The sequence below is a fragment of the Micromonospora sp. NBS 11-29 genome, from assembly GCF_002140155.1.
Classification (GTDB): domain Bacteria; phylum Actinomycetota; class Actinomycetes; order Mycobacteriales; family Micromonosporaceae; genus Micromonospora.
The window spans coordinates 762,803-780,203 of the sequence record NZ_NAPR01000013.1 but is presented as its reverse complement, the minus strand read 5'-3'; the positions used below and the strand labels follow the sequence as shown (position 1 = coordinate 780,203).

15 protein-coding genes and 1 pseudogene are annotated in these 17,401 nt (G+C 73.7%); 2 read left to right on the top strand and 14 right to left on the bottom strand.

Translation table 11 applies throughout. The features are described 5' to 3' along the window. Window positions 1-63: 63 nt before the first annotated feature. Window positions 64-204, bottom strand: a complete 141-nt coding sequence (locus tag B1205_RS33085; RefSeq protein ID WP_369597302.1) for a hypothetical protein — start codon at window positions 202-204, stop codon at window positions 64-66. 376 nt (window positions 205-580) lie between these two features. Here B1205_RS33085 and B1205_RS20090 point away from each other — a divergent pair, with 376 nt between their 5' ends. Together B1205_RS20090 and B1205_RS31890 are read left to right on the top strand one after the other, a co-directional pair. Beyond that, the gene (locus B1205_RS20090; protein WP_089156980.1) at window positions 581-1,783 is read left to right on the top strand and encodes a CAP domain-containing protein; all 1,203 of its coding nucleotides are present in this window, start codon (window positions 581-583) and stop codon (window positions 1,781-1,783) included. A gap of 278 nt (window positions 1,784-2,061) precedes the next feature. Continuing rightward, window positions 2,062-2,562: pseudogene (locus B1205_RS31890) on the top strand (endo alpha-1,4 polygalactosaminidase); the annotation flags it as partial. A 153-nt stretch (window positions 2,563-2,715) separates the two neighbouring features. On the opposite strand, the gene B1205_RS20080 reads toward B1205_RS31890, so the two are convergent. The 13 genes from B1205_RS20080 to B1205_RS20020 form a co-directional block, all read right to left on the bottom strand. Then, window positions 2,716-4,197 carry an MFS transporter gene (locus B1205_RS20080; RefSeq protein ID WP_089156979.1) on the bottom strand — a complete coding sequence of 494 codons (1,482 nt, stop codon included), beginning with the start codon at window positions 4,195-4,197 and terminating at the stop codon, window positions 2,716-2,718. Between the two features lie 359 nt (window positions 4,198-4,556). After that, window positions 4,557-6,764: an MMPL family transporter gene (locus tag B1205_RS20075; protein WP_089156978.1), complete on the bottom strand. Its 2,208-nt coding sequence runs from the start codon at window positions 6,762-6,764 to the stop codon at window positions 4,557-4,559. Between the two features lie 235 nt (window positions 6,765-6,999). Next, window positions 7,000-7,857, bottom strand: coding sequence for a bifunctional DNA-formamidopyrimidine glycosylase/DNA-(apurinic or apyrimidinic site) lyase (gene mutM, locus B1205_RS20070; protein ID WP_089156977.1), 858 nt, complete (start codon window positions 7,855-7,857; stop codon window positions 7,000-7,002). Then, complete coding sequence (gene rnc, locus B1205_RS20065; RefSeq protein WP_089156976.1) at window positions 7,850-8,668, bottom strand: ribonuclease III; 819 nt, start codon at window positions 8,666-8,668, stop codon at window positions 7,850-7,852. Before rnc ends, mutM begins: the two co-directional genes overlap by 8 nt. Then, window positions 8,665-9,702, bottom strand: a complete 1,038-nt coding sequence (locus tag B1205_RS20060) for a phosphate acyltransferase PlsX (RefSeq protein WP_254910080.1) — start codon at window positions 9,700-9,702, stop codon at window positions 8,665-8,667. The genes rnc and B1205_RS20060 overlap by 4 nt, the downstream gene beginning before the upstream one ends. A gap of 54 nt (window positions 9,703-9,756) precedes the next feature. Then, window positions 9,757-9,930 carry a 50S ribosomal protein L32 gene (rpmF, locus tag B1205_RS20055; protein WP_089156974.1) on the bottom strand — a complete coding sequence of 58 codons (174 nt, stop codon included), beginning with the start codon at window positions 9,928-9,930 and terminating at the stop codon, window positions 9,757-9,759. A 5-nt stretch (window positions 9,931-9,935) separates the two neighbouring features. Next, a complete protein-coding gene (locus B1205_RS20050; protein WP_089156973.1) occupies window positions 9,936-10,499 on the bottom strand; it encodes a YceD family protein in 564 nt (187 codons plus the stop codon). A 127-nt stretch (window positions 10,500-10,626) separates the two neighbouring features. Continuing rightward, the gene (locus B1205_RS20045) at window positions 10,627-11,124 is read right to left on the bottom strand and encodes a hypothetical protein (protein WP_089156972.1); all 498 of its coding nucleotides are present in this window, start codon (window positions 11,122-11,124) and stop codon (window positions 10,627-10,629) included. A 135-nt stretch (window positions 11,125-11,259) separates the two neighbouring features. After that, a complete protein-coding gene (gene coaD, locus B1205_RS20040) occupies window positions 11,260-11,736 on the bottom strand; it encodes a pantetheine-phosphate adenylyltransferase (protein ID WP_089156971.1) in 477 nt (158 codons plus the stop codon). Next, window positions 11,733-12,296 (bottom strand): 16S rRNA (guanine(966)-N(2))-methyltransferase RsmD, encoded by a 564-nt coding sequence (rsmD, locus tag B1205_RS20035; protein WP_089156970.1) that lies wholly within the window; start codon window positions 12,294-12,296, stop codon window positions 11,733-11,735. Before rsmD ends, coaD begins: the two co-directional genes overlap by 4 nt. 543 nt (window positions 12,297-12,839) lie before the next feature. Further along, window positions 12,840-13,217: a hypothetical protein gene (locus B1205_RS29245; RefSeq protein ID WP_140158108.1), complete on the bottom strand. Its 378-nt coding sequence runs from the start codon at window positions 13,215-13,217 to the stop codon at window positions 12,840-12,842. A 308-nt stretch (window positions 13,218-13,525) separates the two neighbouring features. Next, window positions 13,526-15,727, bottom strand: coding sequence for an ATP-dependent DNA helicase RecG (recG, locus tag B1205_RS20025; RefSeq protein ID WP_089156969.1), 2,202 nt, complete (start codon window positions 15,725-15,727; stop codon window positions 13,526-13,528). Beyond that, window positions 15,724-17,325: a DAK2 domain-containing protein gene (locus B1205_RS20020; protein ID WP_089156968.1), complete on the bottom strand. Its 1,602-nt coding sequence runs from the start codon at window positions 17,323-17,325 to the stop codon at window positions 15,724-15,726. The genes recG and B1205_RS20020 overlap by 4 nt, the downstream gene beginning before the upstream one ends. Window positions 17,326-17,401: the final 76 nt, after the last annotated feature.

The following is a 17,401-nucleotide window of genomic DNA, read 5'->3' as shown; positions in this document are numbered from 1 at the left end:
GCCGGCACTGGTGTGTCGGCGCGCTTTTCGGGTGGTGCGATTCAGTTTTCGGACAACCGGGGATCAGGTCAGCGCGGGCTCGGCCAGACGGAGGAGGTCATCGGCCTCCGCCGCTGCCGCCGCGAGCCGATCGTTCTCGGCGCGCAGACGCGTGATCTCGAACTCCAGTGTCTGAACCCTGGCACGCAGCCGGNNCTTCGCCATGCTGACTCCTTGATATGCGCTGCCGGAAAGGCCGGCCAACGCGCGCCCACGATGTTCGCGGCTGCCATTTCCGGTGTATCGGGGACATGGCTGGGCGCGACTGGCGACACCTATATATTGAGCCGAACCCCCCTCCTTCGTCAAGTTGACGCAGGCCGTAGATCATCTCCACGTCGGCCGGGCCACTCGTCGGGGGGCTGCCACAAGGGCGCGGACACGCTCTGTCCGGACGCATTCACTGTACGCCCGGGGATGTGTGCGCACCTCACCCTTCTCGTCGGGATCCCCTTAACTCTTCCTTAGCCACGTTGCCGCAGCTCGGAACGCGCCCGTAGCGTCACCCCGGCTTTGCAACCGACCCGTGGAGGGGACAGGCGTGTACCGCTGGACCGACCCGATCGAACCGGATGGCGTCTCCCGCCGCCCCGAGCCGCCGACCGACGAGGGTCCCGCGTGGCTCACCGACCGGCCCGAGCCACGGTCGTCGTACCTCTTCGGGGACGAGGCGACCCCCGCCGGCCACCGGCCCCCCACCCCCGACGTCGACCGCTACGGCGAGGCCGGCTGGCCCGGCTACGGACCCGCCGCCGCGCAGCCCGGCTACGGGCCCGCCGCCGTCGAGCCGGGCTACGGACCCGCCGCGCAGCCGGCGTACGAGCCAGCGCCGCAGCCGGCGTACGGTCCGGTGCCGGGGGCGGCGTACCAGCCGGACCGGGACCGGTGGAACGGCGAGGAGCCGCCGGTCGGCGGTTGGGGGCAGCCCGCCACGGCCTGGCAGCCGGCGACCGACGTCCCGGCCGACGACAACCCCCGACACCGGCCGAAGCGGCGGCTGACCCGGCCGCTGGTCATCGGTGGCGCCGCCGCCGCGGCGACGCTCGTGGTCAGCCTGGGCGTGGGCGCGGTGCTGCTGCCCGGTGGCGACCAGCCGGCCCGACAGACCGCCGCCGACGTGCCGGCGGTCGCCGCGCCGTCCCCGACGGAGGAGACCGGGGGTACGCCGTCGGCCGACCCGCTCGTGCCCGGATCGCCGTCGGCCAGCCCGTCCGCCGCGCCGACCAGCGTCACGCCCAGCGCGACGCGGAAGGCCACGCCGAGACCGAGCCGGACCAATGCGCCGTCGCGGCAGCGTGAGCGCGCCGCCGCGTCGGGCGGGAGCGGTGCCGGAACCACCTCGACGGGCTCCTCGGGCACGTTGAGCGCCGAACTCCGGCAGGTCGTCGACCTGGTGAACCAGGAGCGGGCGAAGGCCGGCTGCAAGGCGCTGAGCGTCGACTCGAAGCTGACGCTCGCCGCCCAGCGGCACAGCCAGGACCAGGCCGACCACAAGAAGATGGCGCACGACGGCAGCGACGGCAGCAAGCCCTGGGACCGGGTCGCCCGCACCGGCTACACGTACGGCGCGGTGGCCGAGAACGTGGCCTGGAACTACCAGACCCCGGCCGAGGTGATGGCGGGCTGGATGAAGTCCGACGGCCACCGGAAGAACATCCTGAACTGCTCGTACACCGAGATCGGGGTCGGCGTGGCGCGCAGCAACGGCCCGTACTGGACGCAGGTCTTCGCCACCCCACGCTGAGCGGCGCGTCGTGACCGGGCCGGCGCTCGTTGACCGGTCGGGGACGGCGTCGGGCCGTCCGCGTCCGGAGGGCTGTCGATGCGGGTCCGNNGCGCTCCCGGCCGGCCCGCGTCCGCCGACGTGGGCCGCGCCGGGGCGCGGCGCTGGCGCTGACCGCGCTGCTGCTGGCCCCGGTACCGTCCTGCCGGGAGTCGATCGGCGTACCACCCGGCACGCCCACCTCCTGGCCGGCCGCCCAGGCCCGCCGCTGGCAGTGGCAGTGGCAGCTCACCGGCCCGGTGGACGTCACGGTCGAGGCGGACGTCTTCCTGCTCGACCCGGTCCGGGTCACCTCCGCCGAAACCGCCGCACTGCGCGCCCAGGGCCGCCGGCTGGTCTGTCGGGTCCCGGTCGGCACGTACGCCACCGGCGACCCGGACGCCGCCCGCTTCCCCGCCTCGGCGCGCGGCGCACCGGTCCCGGGCCGGCCCGGGAGCCGCTTCCTCGACGTCCGGCGCTGGGACTCGCTGGCGCCGGTGCTGGCCGACCGGCTCCGGCTCTGCCGGGGCAAGGGCTTCGGCGCGGTGGCGTTGGCCGACGCGGACGGCTACCGCCACCGCACCGGCTTTCCGCTGGGCTTCGACGACCAACTGCTGTTCGACCGCCGGGCGGCCGGGCTGGCTCGGCGGCTCGACCTCTCCCCCGGGCTGGTCGACGACGTGGCGCAGGTGGCCGCGTTGGCCCCCGACTTCGACTTCGCGGTCAACCAGGAGTGCGTACGCCGACGCGAGTGCGCGAAGCTGCTGCCGTTCGCCGACGCCCGCAAGCCGGTCTTCCATGTGGAGTACACCGGNAGGAGCGTGCCCTGGACGCCTGGCGCCGGCCCTGCCCGCTGCCGTGACCCGGCGCCCGCCCCCGCCGCGGATCGGGCGGGGGCGGACGGTACGTCCGGATCAGCCGGTGGTCGCGCTGGTGGCCGGGGTGGGGCTGCCGGCCTGTTCGGCGCTGAGCGGAGTGGCCAGATCCTCCAGGGACTTCCCCTCGGCCTTGACGCCGAGCGCCAACTCCACCAGGCCACCGATGATCATCACGGTGGCGCCGATGACGAAGGCGAGCACGGTCTGGCCGACCTGACCGCTACCGACCAGCTTGGCGAAGAGCAGCGGACCGGTGATGCCGCCGGCGGCGGTGCCGATCGCGTAGAAGAACGCGATGGCCATGGCCCGGGTCTCCATCGGGAAGATCTCGCTGACCGTCAGGTACGCGGCGCTGGCGCCGGCCGAGGCGAAGAAGAGCACCACGCACCAGCAGGCGGTCATGGTCACCGCGCTGAGCACGCCGGAGTGGAACAGCCAGGCGGTGCCGAGCAGCAGCACGCCCGAGCCGATGTACGAGCCGGCGATCATCGGCACCCGGCCGACCGTGTCGAAGAGCCGGCCCAGCAGCAGCGGGCCGAGCAGGTTGCCGACCGCGATCACCGCGAAGTAGTAGCCGCTGTTGCCCGGCGGGACGTCGAAGAAGGTCTCCAGGATCTGGGCGAACCCGAACGTGATCGCGTTGTAGAGGAACGCCTGGCCGATGAAGAGCGAGAAGCCCAGCGTGGCCCGCTTCGGGTACCGCCGGAACAGCGTCTTCGCGATCTCCAGGAAGTTGGTGCTCCGGCGCTGCCGTACCTCGATGTAGTTGTCGGCCTCGGTCAGCTCCGCGCCGGTCTCCCGCCTGACCTCGGCTTCCACCGATTCGACGAGGTGGTTGGCCTCGTCCGCACGGCCGTGGATGAACAACCAGCGTGGACTCTCCGGGACGTGCCGGCGGACCAGCAGGATCACCACGCCGAGCACCGCGCCCAGGCCGAACGCCACCCGCCAGCCGAGGTTGGTGGGCAGGCCGTTGAGCAGCGGTACGGTCAGCAGCGCGCCGAGCGCCGCGCCGAGCCAGAAGGTGCCGTTGATGATGATGTCGATGCGGCCACGGTGGCGGGCCGGGATCAGCTCGTCGATGGCCGAGTTGATGGCCGCGTACTCACCGCCGATGCCCATGCCGGTGAGGAACCGGAACAGGAAGAACCACCAGGTGTCGAACGAGAGCGCGGTCAGCGCGGTGGCGACCAGGTAGAGGCCGAGGGTCAGCAGGAACAGCTTCTTGCGGCCGAACCGGTCGGTGAGCCACCCGAAGAGGAGCGCACCGGTGCACGCGCCGGCCACATAGAGCGCGGCGGCCAGGCCGGTGACCTGGCTCTGCGTGATGTTCAGACCGCTGCCCGGCTCGGCCAGCTTGCCGGAGAGGTTGCCGACGATGGTCACCTCGAGGCCGTCGAGGATCCAGACCGTGCCGAGACCGATCACGATCATCCAGTGCCAGCGGGACCACGGCAGCCGGTCGAGGCGGGCCGGGACGTTGGTCCGTACGGTGCCGGTCGACGCGTTCGTGCTCATGACGCGCCCCGCGGGGAGGGGGAGGCCGGGGCGCGACGACGGGCCACCGGCGAGAGATGTTCGTCCATGGCGGCCCAGATGCCCCGCCGTCCGACGCGCTAATCCTGCCCCCTCCCGCCCTCCCGCAGCCGTCGTTTCCCGCCAAGACGAACGAACCGAGAGCGACATACCCGAGAGTCATAATTATGACTCTCGGGTATGTCGATGAAAAAGGGAGTTCGTCTCGGCGGCCTGCACGAGTTGGACCGGAAGTCAAGGCCCGTGACGGCCCGGCAGGGCGGCGTCGGGTCAGAGCCAGCCCCGAGTCAAGACCAGGGCCGGACCGCAACCGGCCCGGCCCTGGACCCCGGCCGGTCGGGTCAGTGCGCCGCGACCAGCTCCGGCGCCGGCGCGGGCGGCGGCTCGACCGGCGGGCCGACCGGCTTGCGGCGCAGGAAGCGCGGCGCCCACCAGTTCGCGTCGCCCAGCAGCGTCATCACCGACGGCAGCACCACCGCGCGGATGATCGTGGCGTCCAGCAGGATCGCCGCCGCCAGCCCGATGCCGAGCTGCTTGAAGTCGATCGTGCTGAGCGTGGCGAAGATCGAGAACACCCCGACCATCACGATCGCCGCGCTGGTCACCACCGGGGCCGAGGAGGTGATGCCGTACGCCACCGCGTCCCGGTTGGGCATGCCCCGGTCGACCGCCTCGCGGATCCGGCTGACCACGAAGACGTGATAGTCCATGGACAGTCCGAACAGCACCACGAACAGGAACAGCGGCAGCCAGGTGACGATCGCGTCCATCGAGGTGAACCCGAGCAGCCCCTCCGCCCAGTGGTTCTGGAAGACCAGCACCAGCAGCCCGTACGCGGCGCCGGCAGAGAGCAGGTTCAGCAGGATCGAGGTCAGCGCCACCACCACCGACCGGAACGTCCAGGCCATCACCAGGAACGTCAGCGCCAGCACGAACGCCGCGACCACCGGCAGCTTCGCCCAGATGTGGTCGGCGTAGTCCTCGCTGGCGGCCACCCCGCCGCCGACCGCGTACTCCACGCCGGGGACGCCGGCCAGCGCGGCCGGCACCAGGTCCTCGCGCAGTTCGTGCAGGGACCGGGACGCCTCGGTGGAGCGGCTGGCGTACGGGGTGGCCACCTCCAACACCGACACCCGCCGGTCAGCCGACACCTTGATCTTCGGGCCGTCCCCCTCGGCCGGCGCGAAGAGCGGATCGGTGGCGGTGCGGGTGGCGAGGCCGGTGAGCGCGGCCCGCACCCGGTCGGCCTGGTCAGCGGGCGCCCGCACGGCCACCGTGTGGCTGGTGCCGTTGCTCGGGTACGCCTCGGTCAACCGGTCGTACGCCTGCATGGCGGCGGTGGTGCGGGGCACGTCCTCGGCGCCGGGGAACTTCAGCTTCATGCCGAGCGCCGGCGCGGCCAGCGCGAGCAGCAGGGCGACCGAGACCAGCAGCGTGGCCACCGGCGCGCGAAGCGCGGGCCGGAGCACCGCCGGCCAGAAGCGGGGCTGCCGTCCGGCCCGGGGGGTGGTGAGCCGCCACAGCAGCGGCACCCGGGGCCGGTCGACCCAGCGGCCGAGCTTGGCCAGCAGCGCCGGCAGCACGGTCAGCGAGCCGAGCACCGCGACCGCGACCACCAGGATCGAGCCGACGGCCAGCGACGAGAAGATCGCGTCCTGGGCGAGCAGCAGCCCGGCCATCGAGATGATCACGGCGGCGCCGGAGACCACCACGGCGTGCCCGGAGGTCTCCGCCGCGATCTCCACCGCGTCGAGGCCGGAGCGGCCCTTGGCCCGTTCCTCACGTTCCCGGCGCACGTAGAACAGCGAGTAGTCCACGCCGACCGCCATGCCGATGAGCAGGATGACGCTGGCCGTGGTGTCGGTGGCGGGCACCAGGTGCGAGGCGAGCGTGGAGAGCCCCAGCGCGGCGGCCACCGAGGAGAGCGCGAGCAGCACCGGCACGCCGGCGGCGATCAGCGCGCCGAACGCGATGATCAGGATGGCCAGCGTCACCGGCAGGCTGAGCAGCTCGGCCCGCTTGAAGTCCTTGCCGAGCGTGTCGTCGAGCGCCTGGTCGATGGACGGGCCGCCGACCTGTTCCACCCGCAACTCCGGGTGGGCCGCCTGCACGGTCGCGGTGGCGTCCCGCAGCGGCTGGACCCGGTCTCCCGCGGTCTCCGGGTCGCCGGACATGGTGATCGGCAGCAGCAGCGCGCCGCCGTCGCGGGACGGCAGCGGCGTACCGACCGAGGCCACGCCGTCGACCTGCCGGAGCCGACCCGCCGCGTCCTCGGCGACGGCCTTCGCGGCGGCCGGGTCGAGCGCGCCTGAGCGGGCGGTGATCAGCACGTTCTCGGTGGCCGGCTCGTGGAAGCCGCCACTGTCGACGATCAGCTCGGCGCGTCCGAACTCGCCGATCGCCTGGTCCGCGTCGGTGGCCTCGTTCAGCCCGGCGGTGTTGCCGCCGACGAAGCAGACCGCGACGAACACCACCCACAACGCGATGGCTCGCCACGGGTGCTCCGCACTCCACCGTGCCAGCCGCACGGTCACCGGTCGCCTGCCCATACCCGGGTTCCCCCTTCAGCCGTCGGCCCTGTGCCGACGTCTGCCGACGCTAGGCAGCGGGCACGGCCCGGGCATCGGGGAACGGCCCCGGCTCCTCCCCGATAGGGCTGGCCCTACCAGGCGGCCGGAACCGGCCGCGCCGGTCGGGCGGAAAAGGGCATTTCCGGGTACGTCGTGGGGGCCCCCGGGCCCGGTCCGGCGCAGCACACCGGCGCAACCCCGAACCGGCTCGGGGTCATCCCCGGAGGCTGACCCGGGGTCGCGGCTGGCATCGCGGGCAACTGTAGGAGGAACGGTTCATGAACGCCTCGCGCCGGATCGGCGTACCGCAGCGCGGGCAGGGCTCGCCCTCCCGGCCGTACGCGTTGAGTGACCGGTCGAAGTAGCCGCTCTCGCCGTTGACGTTCACGTACAGCTCGTCGAAGCTGGTGCCGCCCTGCTTGATCGCCTCGCCGAGCACGTCCCGGACGTGTCCGAGCAGCCGCAGCGCCGCCGGGCGGGTCAGCGCGTCGGCGGGCCGGACGCCGTGCAGCTTCGCCCGCCACAGCGCCTCGTCGGCGTAGATGTTGCCGATCCCGGAAACCAGCGTCTGGTCGAGCAGGGCGCGCTTGATCTCCGTACGCTTGCGCCGCAGCGCCGCGGCGAAGGCGTCGTCGGAGAACTCCGGGTCCATCGGGTCCCGGGCGATGTGCGCGATCTCGGCTGGCAGCTCCGCCCCGCCGGCGGAGACGGACAGCCCGCCGAACGTGCGCTGGTCGACGAAACGCAGCTCCGGCCCGTCGTCGGCGAACCGGAACCGGACCCGCAGGTGCAGCTCGTCGGCCGCGCTCACCGGCTGGAGCAGCAACTGCCCGGACATGCCCAGGTGGCCGATCACCGCGTCCCCGCTGTCCAGCGGCAGCCAGAGATACTTGCCCCGGCGGCGCACGTCGGTGATCGTCCGGCCGGCCAGCACGTCGGCGAAGTGCGCGCCGCCCGGCGCGTGCCGGCGTACCGCTCGGGGGTGGCGCACCTCGACGGCGGCGATCCGCCGGCCGACCACCCAGGGGGACAGGCCCTGCCGGACGGTCTCCACCTCGGGCAGCTCAGGCACGGCCGGCGCCCGCCTCGGCGCCTGTCTCGGCGTCCGCCTGCTCCGGGTCGGCCGCCAGCGCCGCGTCCGCCGCCTCGGCCTCCGCCCGCGCGGCGGCTTCCGCCTGCTCGGTCAGGATGCGCCACGCCGACTCGGCGGCCCGCTGCTCGGCCTCCTTCTTGCTGCGCCCCTCCGCGCCGCCGTACCGGTTACCGGCCACCACCACCCAGGCGGTGAACGTCTTCAGGTGGTCCGGCCCGGTGCCCTCGATGCGGTACTCCGGGACGCCCAGCCCCAGCGCGGCGGTCAGCTCCTGGAGGCTGGTCTTCCAGTCCAGCGCCGCACCCCGGCCGGCCGACTCGGCCATCAGCGGGTCGAAGAGCCGGTGGATCACGATGGCGGCGGTGTCCAGGCCGTACTGCAGGTAGATCGCGCCGAGCAGCGCCTCCAGCGTGTCGGCGAGGATGCTCGCCTTGTCCCGCCCGCCGGTGGCCTCCTCGCCCTTGCCGAGCAGCAGGTACGCGCCCAGCCCGTCCGGGCCCAGGCCGCGTGCCACGTCCGCCAGCGCGCGCATGTTGACCACGCTGGCCCGCAGCTTCGCCAACTGCCCCTCGGGCAGGTCCGGGTGGTTGTGGAACAACGCGGTGGTGATCACCACGCCGAGGACCGAGTCGCCCAGGAACTCCAGCCGCTCGTTGGTGGGCAGGCCGCCGTTCTCGTACGCGTACGAACGGTGGGTCAGCGCGCGTTCCAGCAGCTCCGGGTCGAGCGACACCCCGAAGGCCGCTTCCAGGTGCCCGACGGGAGCACGCCGCCGCTTGTCGTTGGTCATGGTGCTACCTCGGTGTCGTTGCGGTCAGGTGCGGGATCGTGCGGGATCTCGGCGAGCAGCGCGCGGACCGTCCCGACGGCGTCGCGACGCCAGAGGTGGGCGGCCAGCGCGATGCCCGAGGCGACGTCGGCGGGGCCGGCCGCGCCGTGGCACACGACCACGGTCCCGGCCACCCCGAGCAGGGCCGCCGCGCGCGGCACGCCACCGTTCGCGGGCGGCCCACCGGCCATGGCGTACGCGCCCTCGATGGCCTTGAGCAGGACGTTGCCGGTGAAGCCGTCGGTCACCACCACGTCGGCGCGGGCACTGAGGGAGATGTCGTACCCCTCGACCAGGCCGATGTAGCGGGCGCCGCAGGGCAGCGGCGCGGCGGCGAGCGCGGGGTCGGCGGCACGGCGCAGCCGGTCGCCCTTGCCCGCCTCGTGGCCGACCGAGAGCAGGCCCACCCGGGGCGCGGTGACGGCGTGCGCCACGGCCGCGTAGGCGGCGCCGAGGACGGCGTGCCGGGCCAGCGTGGCGGGGCCGGGTTCGAGCGTGCCGCCGACGTCCAGCAGCACCACCGGTCCCCCGACGGCGGGCAGCGTGGCGACCAACGCGGGTCGGCGTACCCCGGGCCAGCGACCGAGGCCCAGCGCGGCGGCGGTGACGGTGGCGCCGGTGGAACCGGCGGAGACCACCGCGTCGGCGAGCCCGTCCTGGACGGCCTGCACGGCCGTGCGGACCGTGCTCTCGCCCCGGGCGGCGGTGGGATGGTCGGCCATGCCGACCACGGTCCGCGCCGGGCGGACCGTGACCCGGGCGCGCTGCGCCGGGTCGAGCGCGCCGATCAGCCCGTCGGCCACCTCGGTCGGGCCGACGAGCAGCAGGCGCAGGTCGGGGTCGGTGCGCACCGCCCGCAGAGCGCCGTCAACCACGACGGCGGGAGCATCGTCCCCGCCGAGGAGGTCGACGGCGATCCGCGCGGTGCCCGGCTCCGACGGCCCGCCGTCCGGGGAACGGCCGGTGGCGGAGGGAGCCGGGGCACCGGGCTTCAGCCGTGGTGCGCGCGCCGCCCGACCGGTGGTCGGAGGCGTCACTCGGCGTCCAGGTCAGACCTCGAGGACCTGGCGGCCGTTGTACGTGCCGCAGACGGAGCAGGCGGCGTGCGGCAGCTTCGGCGACTTACACTGCGGGCAGGCCACGGTCGCCACCACCGAGGCCTTCCAGTTCGCCCGGCGGGCGCGGGTGTTGCTGCGCGACATCTTGCGCTTGGGGACGGCCACGGTTCCTACTCCTCTGTACGGGTCAGTTGCGACAGGCCCGCCCAACGCGGGTCGACCTGCTGGTGACTGTGGTCGGCCGGCAGATCGTCCCAGTGCACCCCACACTCGGGGCACAGACCTGGGCAGTCCTCCCGGCAGAGCGGGTTGGTCGGCAGCGCGAGCACCACCGCGTCCCGCAACGCCGGCTCCAGGTCGATCAGATCGCCCTGCATCCGGCCCACCTCGTCCTCGTCGGTCGTCTCGTCCGTGGTGCTGTCCTCGTACGCGTACAGCTCCTGGACGGTCACGGCCACCGAGTCGTCGATCTCGCGCAGGCAGCGGCCGCACTCGCCCTTGACGGGACCGGTGACGGTCCCGGAGACGAGCACGCCCTCGGACACCGACTGCAACCTCAGGTCGAGGTCGAGGTCCGCGCCCTCCGGCACGCCGATCAACTCCACGCCGAGGTCCGCCGGTGCCGTCACGACCCGCCGAAGCTCACGCAACGCGCCAGGGCGACGCGGCAGGTCCCTCGTGTCGAGGACCAGCGGCGCCCTGGGGTCGAGTTGGCGAGGCGAATGTTTGGGCATAGTCAGACTCCGGCCGGTGAGAGGCCGACAAAAAAGGTTACCTGGGAGACGGGCGAACCGTCGAACCGGGGGCGGACCTGCCCCGGCCCGGCGGCGGCCGGCTGTCGGCGACCGGCCCGCGCGCCGCTCAGAAGGGTAGCGGGCGGTCGGCCTCGTCCCCACCGAAGGTGCCGATCTCGCGCAACGCGTGCATCTTGTCCCGGCCCCGCTCTATCGACGCCAGCGCCCGGGTGAGGAACTGCTCGAAGTTGGCCAGCGCGGTGTCGACGTAGTCGTCGACCTCCTCGCGGAGGCGCTGCGCCTCGGCCCGTGCCTCGGCGATGATCCGGGCGCCCTCGTGCTCGGCCGAGACGGTGATCTCGTTCACCGACACCAGCCGGGCGTGTTCCGCCTCACCCTCGCTGATGATCCGGTCGGCCTCGCGCTTGCCGGCCTCCATGATCTTGTCCCGTTCCTCCAGCAGGGCGGCGGCCCGGCGCAGATCGGCGGGGAGATCGGCACGCATCTCGTCCAGTGCGGCGATCATCTCGCCCCGGTCGACCATGCAGTTGTTGCGCGACATCGGGACGGAGCGGGCCTGCTCCACCATGGCGATCAGTTCGTCGATGCGATCGAGCGGGTCCACCGGTACCTCACTCCTGTCCTCGTCGGCCGCCCTCCATGATGCGGCCTGCACCCGGTTTCGGCGCTGCACCCATCATGTCGCGCCCCGCCCACTCCCGCCCCACCCGCCCCCGGACGACGCGCCGCCGGTGTGCGGTCAGGGGCGCAGGCGGGCGACGAGTTGCTCGCGGACCAGGTCGGGGACGTGCGCGGAGATGTCGCCGCCCCACTTCGCCACGTCCTTGACCAGGCTGGAGGAGAGGAAGGAGTAGAGCGGATTGGTCGGCATGAACAGCGTCTCCACGCCGGCCAGTCCGATGTTCATCTGGGCCATCTGCAACTCGTAGTCGAAGTCGCTGACCGCGCGCAGGCCCTTGATCAGCACGCTCGCCTGCTGGGCGCGGCAGAAGTCGACGAGCAGGCCGCGGAAGGACTCCACCCGCACGTTGTCGTACGAGGCGGTCACCTCGCGGAGCATCCCGATCCGCTCCTCGACGGTGAACAGCCCCTGCTTCGACTGGTTGACCAGCACGCCGACGATCACCTCGTCGAACAGTCGGCTGGCCCGGCCGACGATGTCGAGGTGACCGTTGGTGACCGGGTCGAAGGAGCCCGGGCAGACCGCACGTCTCATGATCGGCGACCGTACCAAAGGGTGGTCTCGCCGTAGCGGCGACTGCGCTGCGGCGTGACGCCCTCCACCCACCCGACCGGCCCGGAGCGGCTGGAGCGCTCGACGACCACCAGGGCGTCCGGGGCGAGCCAGTCGCCCTCGACCAGCGCGGCCAGCATGGCGGTGATCTCCGCGTCCGGCACCGCGTACGGCGGGTCGGCGAAGACCACGTCGTAGGGCCCGTCGTCCGGCCCGGCCGCGAGTGCGCCGGCCACCTTGCCGCTGACCAGGCGGGCGGCCGGGGCGGCCCGGAGCGCGGCGATGTTCTCCCGGATCACCCGGGCGGCCCGGGCGTCGGACTCGACCAGCAGCACGTGCGCCGCGCCCCGGGACAGCGCCTCCAGGCCGACCGCGCCGGAGCCGGCGTACAGGTCGGCGAAGCGGGCCCCGTCCAGGTCGACGTCGGCCTGCACGGCGCTGAACAGCGCCTCCCGCACCCGGTCGGAGGTCGGGCGGGTGCCGGCGCCGGGCGGCGCGGCGATCCGCCGCCCGCCGAGCGTGCCGGCCACGATCCGGGTCACCGTCGATCCCTGCGCATGCCCCGACGCTACGCGACGCCCGGCACGGTCGGGCAGACCACCCGGAGCAACGCCTCACTACCGCGCGTATATCAATGATCTCAAATTCATAACGGACCCTTTACGACCCGTAGATCGCGGTAACGCCCGCGGTGTCGATCTCGCTAGGGTCTGCCCGGTTGCCGTGCGGACGTGTGACTCCGGTCCGTCCGCCGCACTCTCCATCCTCCCCTCATCAGGAGTAGGCGTGAACCGTCTCAACCTCCGGCGTGCCGCCGTCCTCACCGCCGGCGCGCTCGTCGGCCTCGCGGGCGTCGCGGTGACGGCCGCACCGGCCGCGGCCCACCACCCCGAACCGTCCGGCAGCTACTGCGTCACCAAGGACGGCAAGGTCACCGTCACCTGGTCGGTAATCAGCAGCGAACGCGACATCTCCGGCCGGATCACCAAGCTCGAATCCACCGTGCCCGGTGACGTCACCGGCGGCCTGGCCGTCGGCGCGGAGCTGAAGAAGCAGAGCGAGGGGCCGCTGACCGGCACCCAGACCTACGCCTTCTCCGGGCGGATCCCGAGGCTGAAGCTGACCGTCGGGGCGCGCTGGGAGCGGGGCTCCGAGTCGCACGACGGCGAGCGCACCGTGGTGGCCCGGCCCCGGCGGAACTGCGAGGTGGTGGAGAGCCCGTCGCCGTCGCCCAGTTCGCCGGCGCCGACCACCACCCCGGAGCCGACCAGGTCGCCGGAGCCCACCCCGACGCCCTCCGCCTCCGTCCCGCCGAGCCCGTCGGTGACGCCGTCCGCCCCGGCCGAGCCGGAGGAGCCGATCTTCAAGCTGGACCAGGACTGCGACACGATGACCTTCATCGTGGAGAACCCGGCGAAGGGCGTTCCCTTCACCGCCACGCTGACCACCGAGAAGGGCGTCACCAAGAAGCTCGTGTCCGAGCCGGGCAAGACCACCTCGGTCGAGTTCGACGCCTACAAGGGTCTCAAGGTCACCGCGAAGTACGACGTGGTCGAGGAGTCCGAGACCATCCCGTACACCCAGCCGGAGGACTGCTCCGGCCAGGGTGGTGGCCTGCCGGTGACCGGCCCGGCCGCCGGTGCCATCGTCGGTGGCGCCGTGCTGCTGCTCGCCGCCGGTGCGGTGCTGTTCGTGGTGGCCCGTCGCCGCAAGCNCGCGAGGGCGCGTCGACCACCCGGTCGACGCGCCCTCGTCGTTCCTGATCCCCGGGTCAGCCCTTCTCCAGGTATTCGGCGCGCTCCTCGTCGACCAGGGCGGCCACCGACGCCGCCAGCGCCGGATGGCGGGCCAGCTCCGGATCGTCCTCGACCAGCTCGATCGCCTCGGCCCGGGCGTCCCGGATCAGGTCGGTGTCACGTCTCAGGGACAGCAGCCGCAGGTGCGAGCGCCGGCCGGACTGGGTGGCGCCGAGCACGTCGCCCTCGCGGCGCTGCTCCAGATCAAGCTCGGCGAGCTTGAAGCCGTCGGTGGTGGAGGCCACCGCGTCCAGCCGCTCGCGGGCCGACGAACCCTCGGCCGCCTCGGTGACCAGCAGGCAGAGCCCGGCCGCCGAACCCCGGCCCACCCGACCGCGCAACTGGTGGAGCTGGGAGACGCCGAACCGGTCGGCGTCCAGCACGATCATCACGGTCGCGTTGGGCACGTTGACGCCCACCTCGACCACCGTGGTCGCGACCAGCACGTCCAGGTCGCCGGCGGCGAACGCGCGCATCACCGCGTCCTTCTCGTCGGCCGGCAGCCGGCCGTGCAGCACCCCGATCCGCAGCCCGTGCAGCGGCCCCTCGGCGAGCAGCGGGGCCACCTCGGTCACCGCGAGCGGTGGCCGCCGGCCGTTGTCGTCCTCGCGCGGCGGTTCCTCGTCGGAGACCGGACCCTCCCCGATCCGCGGGCAGACCACGTACGCCTGGTGGCCCTTGCCGACCTCCTCGCGCAACCGGCGCCACGCCCGGTCGAGGAAGGCCGGCTTCTCGGCGGCCGGGACCACGTGCGAGGCGATCGGCGAGCGCCCCTGCGGCAACTGGGACAGGGTGGAGGTCTCCAGGTCGCCGTAGACCGTCATGGCGACCGTACGCGGGATCGGGGTGGCGGTCATCACCAGCACATGCGGCGGCTGGTCCGCCTTGGCGCGCAGCGCGTCCCGCTGCTCCACGCCGAAGCGGTGCTGCTCGTCCACCACCACCAGGCCCAGGTCGGCGAAGTCGACCCCCTCGTAGAGCAACGCGTGCGTGCCGAGCACGATGCCGGCCCGGCCCTGCGCCACCTCGGCCAGGGCCCGCCGCCGGGCCGCCGCGCCCAGCGAGCCGGTGACCAGTTCCACCCGCGTGGCGTCCTCGGCGGCGTCCAGCTCACCGGCGCGGCCGAGTGGGCCCAGCAGGTCGAGGATGCCCCGGTGGTGCTGGGCGGCCAGCACCTCGGTCGGGGCGAGCAGCGCGGCCTGACCACCGGCGTCGACCACCTGGAGCATGGCGCGCAACGCCACCACGGTCTTGCCGCTGCCCACCTCGCCCTGCAACAGCCGGTGCATCGGGTGGGCGGTGGCCAGGTCGGCGGCGATCTCCTCCCCGACCGACTGCTGCCCGGAGGTCAGCTCGTACGGCAGCCGGGCGTCGAACGCGTCCAGCAGGCCACCCGGCTTCGCCGGTCGGGCCCGCGCCGGCCACGCCGCCGCCCGGTGCTTGCGCTGTACCAGGGTGAGCTGGACGGCGAACGCCTCGTCCCACTTGAGCCGGCGGCGGGCCAGGTAGAGCGCCTCCTTGCTGGACGGGCGGTGGATCTCGCGCAGCGCGGTGCCGATGCCGGTCAGGTTGCGGGTGGCCCGCACGTCGGCCGGCAGCGGGTCGTCCGGCGGGGTGAACGTGTCCAGCACCACCCGCACGCAGCGGGCGATCACCCAGGTCGGCACCGCCGCGGCGGCCGGGTAGACCGGGATCAGCGCCCCGGCGAACTCCTCGACCTCCTCGTTGGCCGCCGCCTCGCCGTCACCGCCCTCGCCGAGCAGGACGTACTCCGGGCCGTTGAGCTGCCGCTTGCCCCGGAACTCGGTGACCTTGCCGGCGAACAGCCCCCACCGGCCGGGACGCAGCTCCCGTTCCCGCCACGCCTGATTGCCGAAGAACGTGCAGGTGAGCACGCCGCCGGAGCCGTCGCCGACGGTGACCTCCAGCAGGTTGCCGCGCCGCTGGCGCATCGGCCGCACAGCGGTGCGCTGCACCTGGGCCAGCACGGTGACCTGCTCTCCCACGTCGAGCGAGCGGATGTCGGTGTGCTCGCCGCGCTCGTCGTAGCGGCGCGGGAAGTGGTAGATCAGGTCGCCGGCGGTGTGCAGGTCGAGGTGGCCGGCCAGCGCCTTCGCGGTGCGCTCGCCGACCAGCTTCTTCAGCGGCGTGTCGACCGTGGCCCCGTCGCTCGTCATTCGACCCCCACCAGGAGCGGATAGTGCGGCTGACCGCCCTCGTACGCGTGCACCTCGACGAACGGCCAGGAGCGCTCGACGTGCGCGCGGACCCGGTCGGCCAGCCCGGCCGGGGCGTCCGCCCCGCAGAGCAGCGTGACCAGCTCGCCGCCACCGCCGAGCATCCGGTCGACCACGGCGGTGCAGGTGTCGGTCAGATCCTGCCCGATCAGGTGCACCTCGCCCTCCACCAGCGCCAGCACGTCACCCGGCCGGCACGGGCCGGCGACGGTCAGCGCCTCCCGGCCGGCGTGGCACACCTCCGCGTAGCGGCAGGCGCCGGCGGCCTCGGCCATCGCGATCACGTCGTCCTCGAACCGGCGCTGCGGGTCGCGGACGGCGAGCGCGGCGAGCGCCTGCACCGGTGACCGGGTGGGCACCACGCTGACCTTCACGCCGAGGGCGTGCGCCTGGATCGCCGCCGCGCTCGCCACGGACTGCGTGTTCGGGTCGTTGGGCAGCACCACCACGCGGGCCGCGTCGGTGGACCGGATGGCGTCGAGCAGCTCACCGGTGGACGGGTTGGCCGGCACCACGACGGCGCCCTCGGCGGCGAACAGCTCGGCGATGCCGGCGCCGGTCGCCACCACCACGGCGGCCCGGCCGTCGGGCCGGGGAGCCGGTCGGTCGCGCGCCTGGTCGGCGAAGCGGGTCACGGTGATCCGGTGCGGCCGGCCGGCGACCACCCCCGCCTCGACGGCGGCACCGACGTCGTCGACGTGCACGTGCACGTTCCAGGTGCCGGAGCCGTCGCCGACGACCGCCACGGAGTCGCCGAGCGCGGCCAGCGCGTCGCGCAGCCGCGCCACCGCCTCGTCGGTGGCGTCGAGGAGGTACTGCACCTCGTAGGCGTACGCGTCGGAGCCGGTCTCGCGCACCGCGGCGGGTGGGTGGCGCGCGGGCGGCGCGGGGACCGGCGGGCCGGGGCTCTCCCCCGTGACCACCTCGACCAGCGCGTCGAGCAGCAGGCACAGCCCACGCCCACCGGCGTCGACCACGCCGGCGCGGGCCAGCTCCGGCAGTTGCTCCGGGGTGCGGGCCAGCGCGTGGCCGGCCGCCTCGGCCGCGGCCCGGGCCACCGTGCCCAGGTCGTCGCTGCCCGACCGCTGGGCCGCGCGGGCCGCCGCGGCGACCACGCTGAGCAGCGTGCCCTCGACCGGCCGGGCGACCGCGGCGTAGGCGGCGGTGGCGGCGTCGGTCAGCGCGCCGGCGAGCTGCCGGCCCCGCACCACGGGCGCGGAACCCAGCGCGTCGGCCAGACCGCGGAGGATCTGCGAGAGGATCACCCCGGAGTTCCCCCGCGCCCCGAGCAGCGCCCCGCGGGCCATCAGCCGCAGCGCGTGCCCGTGCGGGGTGTGCCCGTCGTGGGGGAGGGTGCCGAGATCCATGGCCAGGGCCTGCTGGGCCGAGGTGAGGGTGAGCACCAGGTTGGTGCCGGTGTCGCCGTCGGGCACCGGGTAGACGTTGAGGTCGTCGATCTCGCCCTGGTGCCGCTGGAGGGCGGCCAGCCCGTTCGCGCACCAGCGGCGCACCGCGGCGGCGTCGAGGGTGTCCAGCACGTCGGGAAGCCTACTGGCGCGCACCGACACGCGCCGGGGTCGTCCGGGTCTCCCCCGGCGTGTCCCGCCCGACGGG

Bases quoted from the DNA above. Each gene is read 5' to 3' on its own strand.
- B1205_RS20075 (WP_089156978.1), bottom strand. From the start codon at position 6,764: ATGGGCAGGCGACCGGTGACCGTGCGGCTGGCACGGTGGAGTGCGGAG.
- rnc (WP_089156976.1), bottom strand. From the start codon at position 8,668: ATGACCAACGACAAGCGGCGGCGTGCTCCCGTCGGGCACCTGGAAGCG.
- B1205_RS20050 (WP_089156973.1), bottom strand. From the start codon at position 10,499: ATGCCCAAACATTCGCCTCGCCAACTCGACCCCAGGGCGCCGCTGGTC.
- recG (WP_089156969.1), bottom strand. From the start codon at position 15,727: ATGACGAGCGACGGGGCCACGGTCGACACGCCGCTGAAGAAGCTGGTC.
- B1205_RS20080 (WP_089156979.1), bottom strand. From the start codon at position 4,197: ATGAGCACGAACGCGTCGACCGGCACCGTACGGACCAACGTCCCGGCC.
- coaD (WP_089156971.1), bottom strand. From the start codon at position 11,736: ATGAGACGTGCGGTCTGCCCGGGCTCCTTCGACCCGGTCACCAACGGT.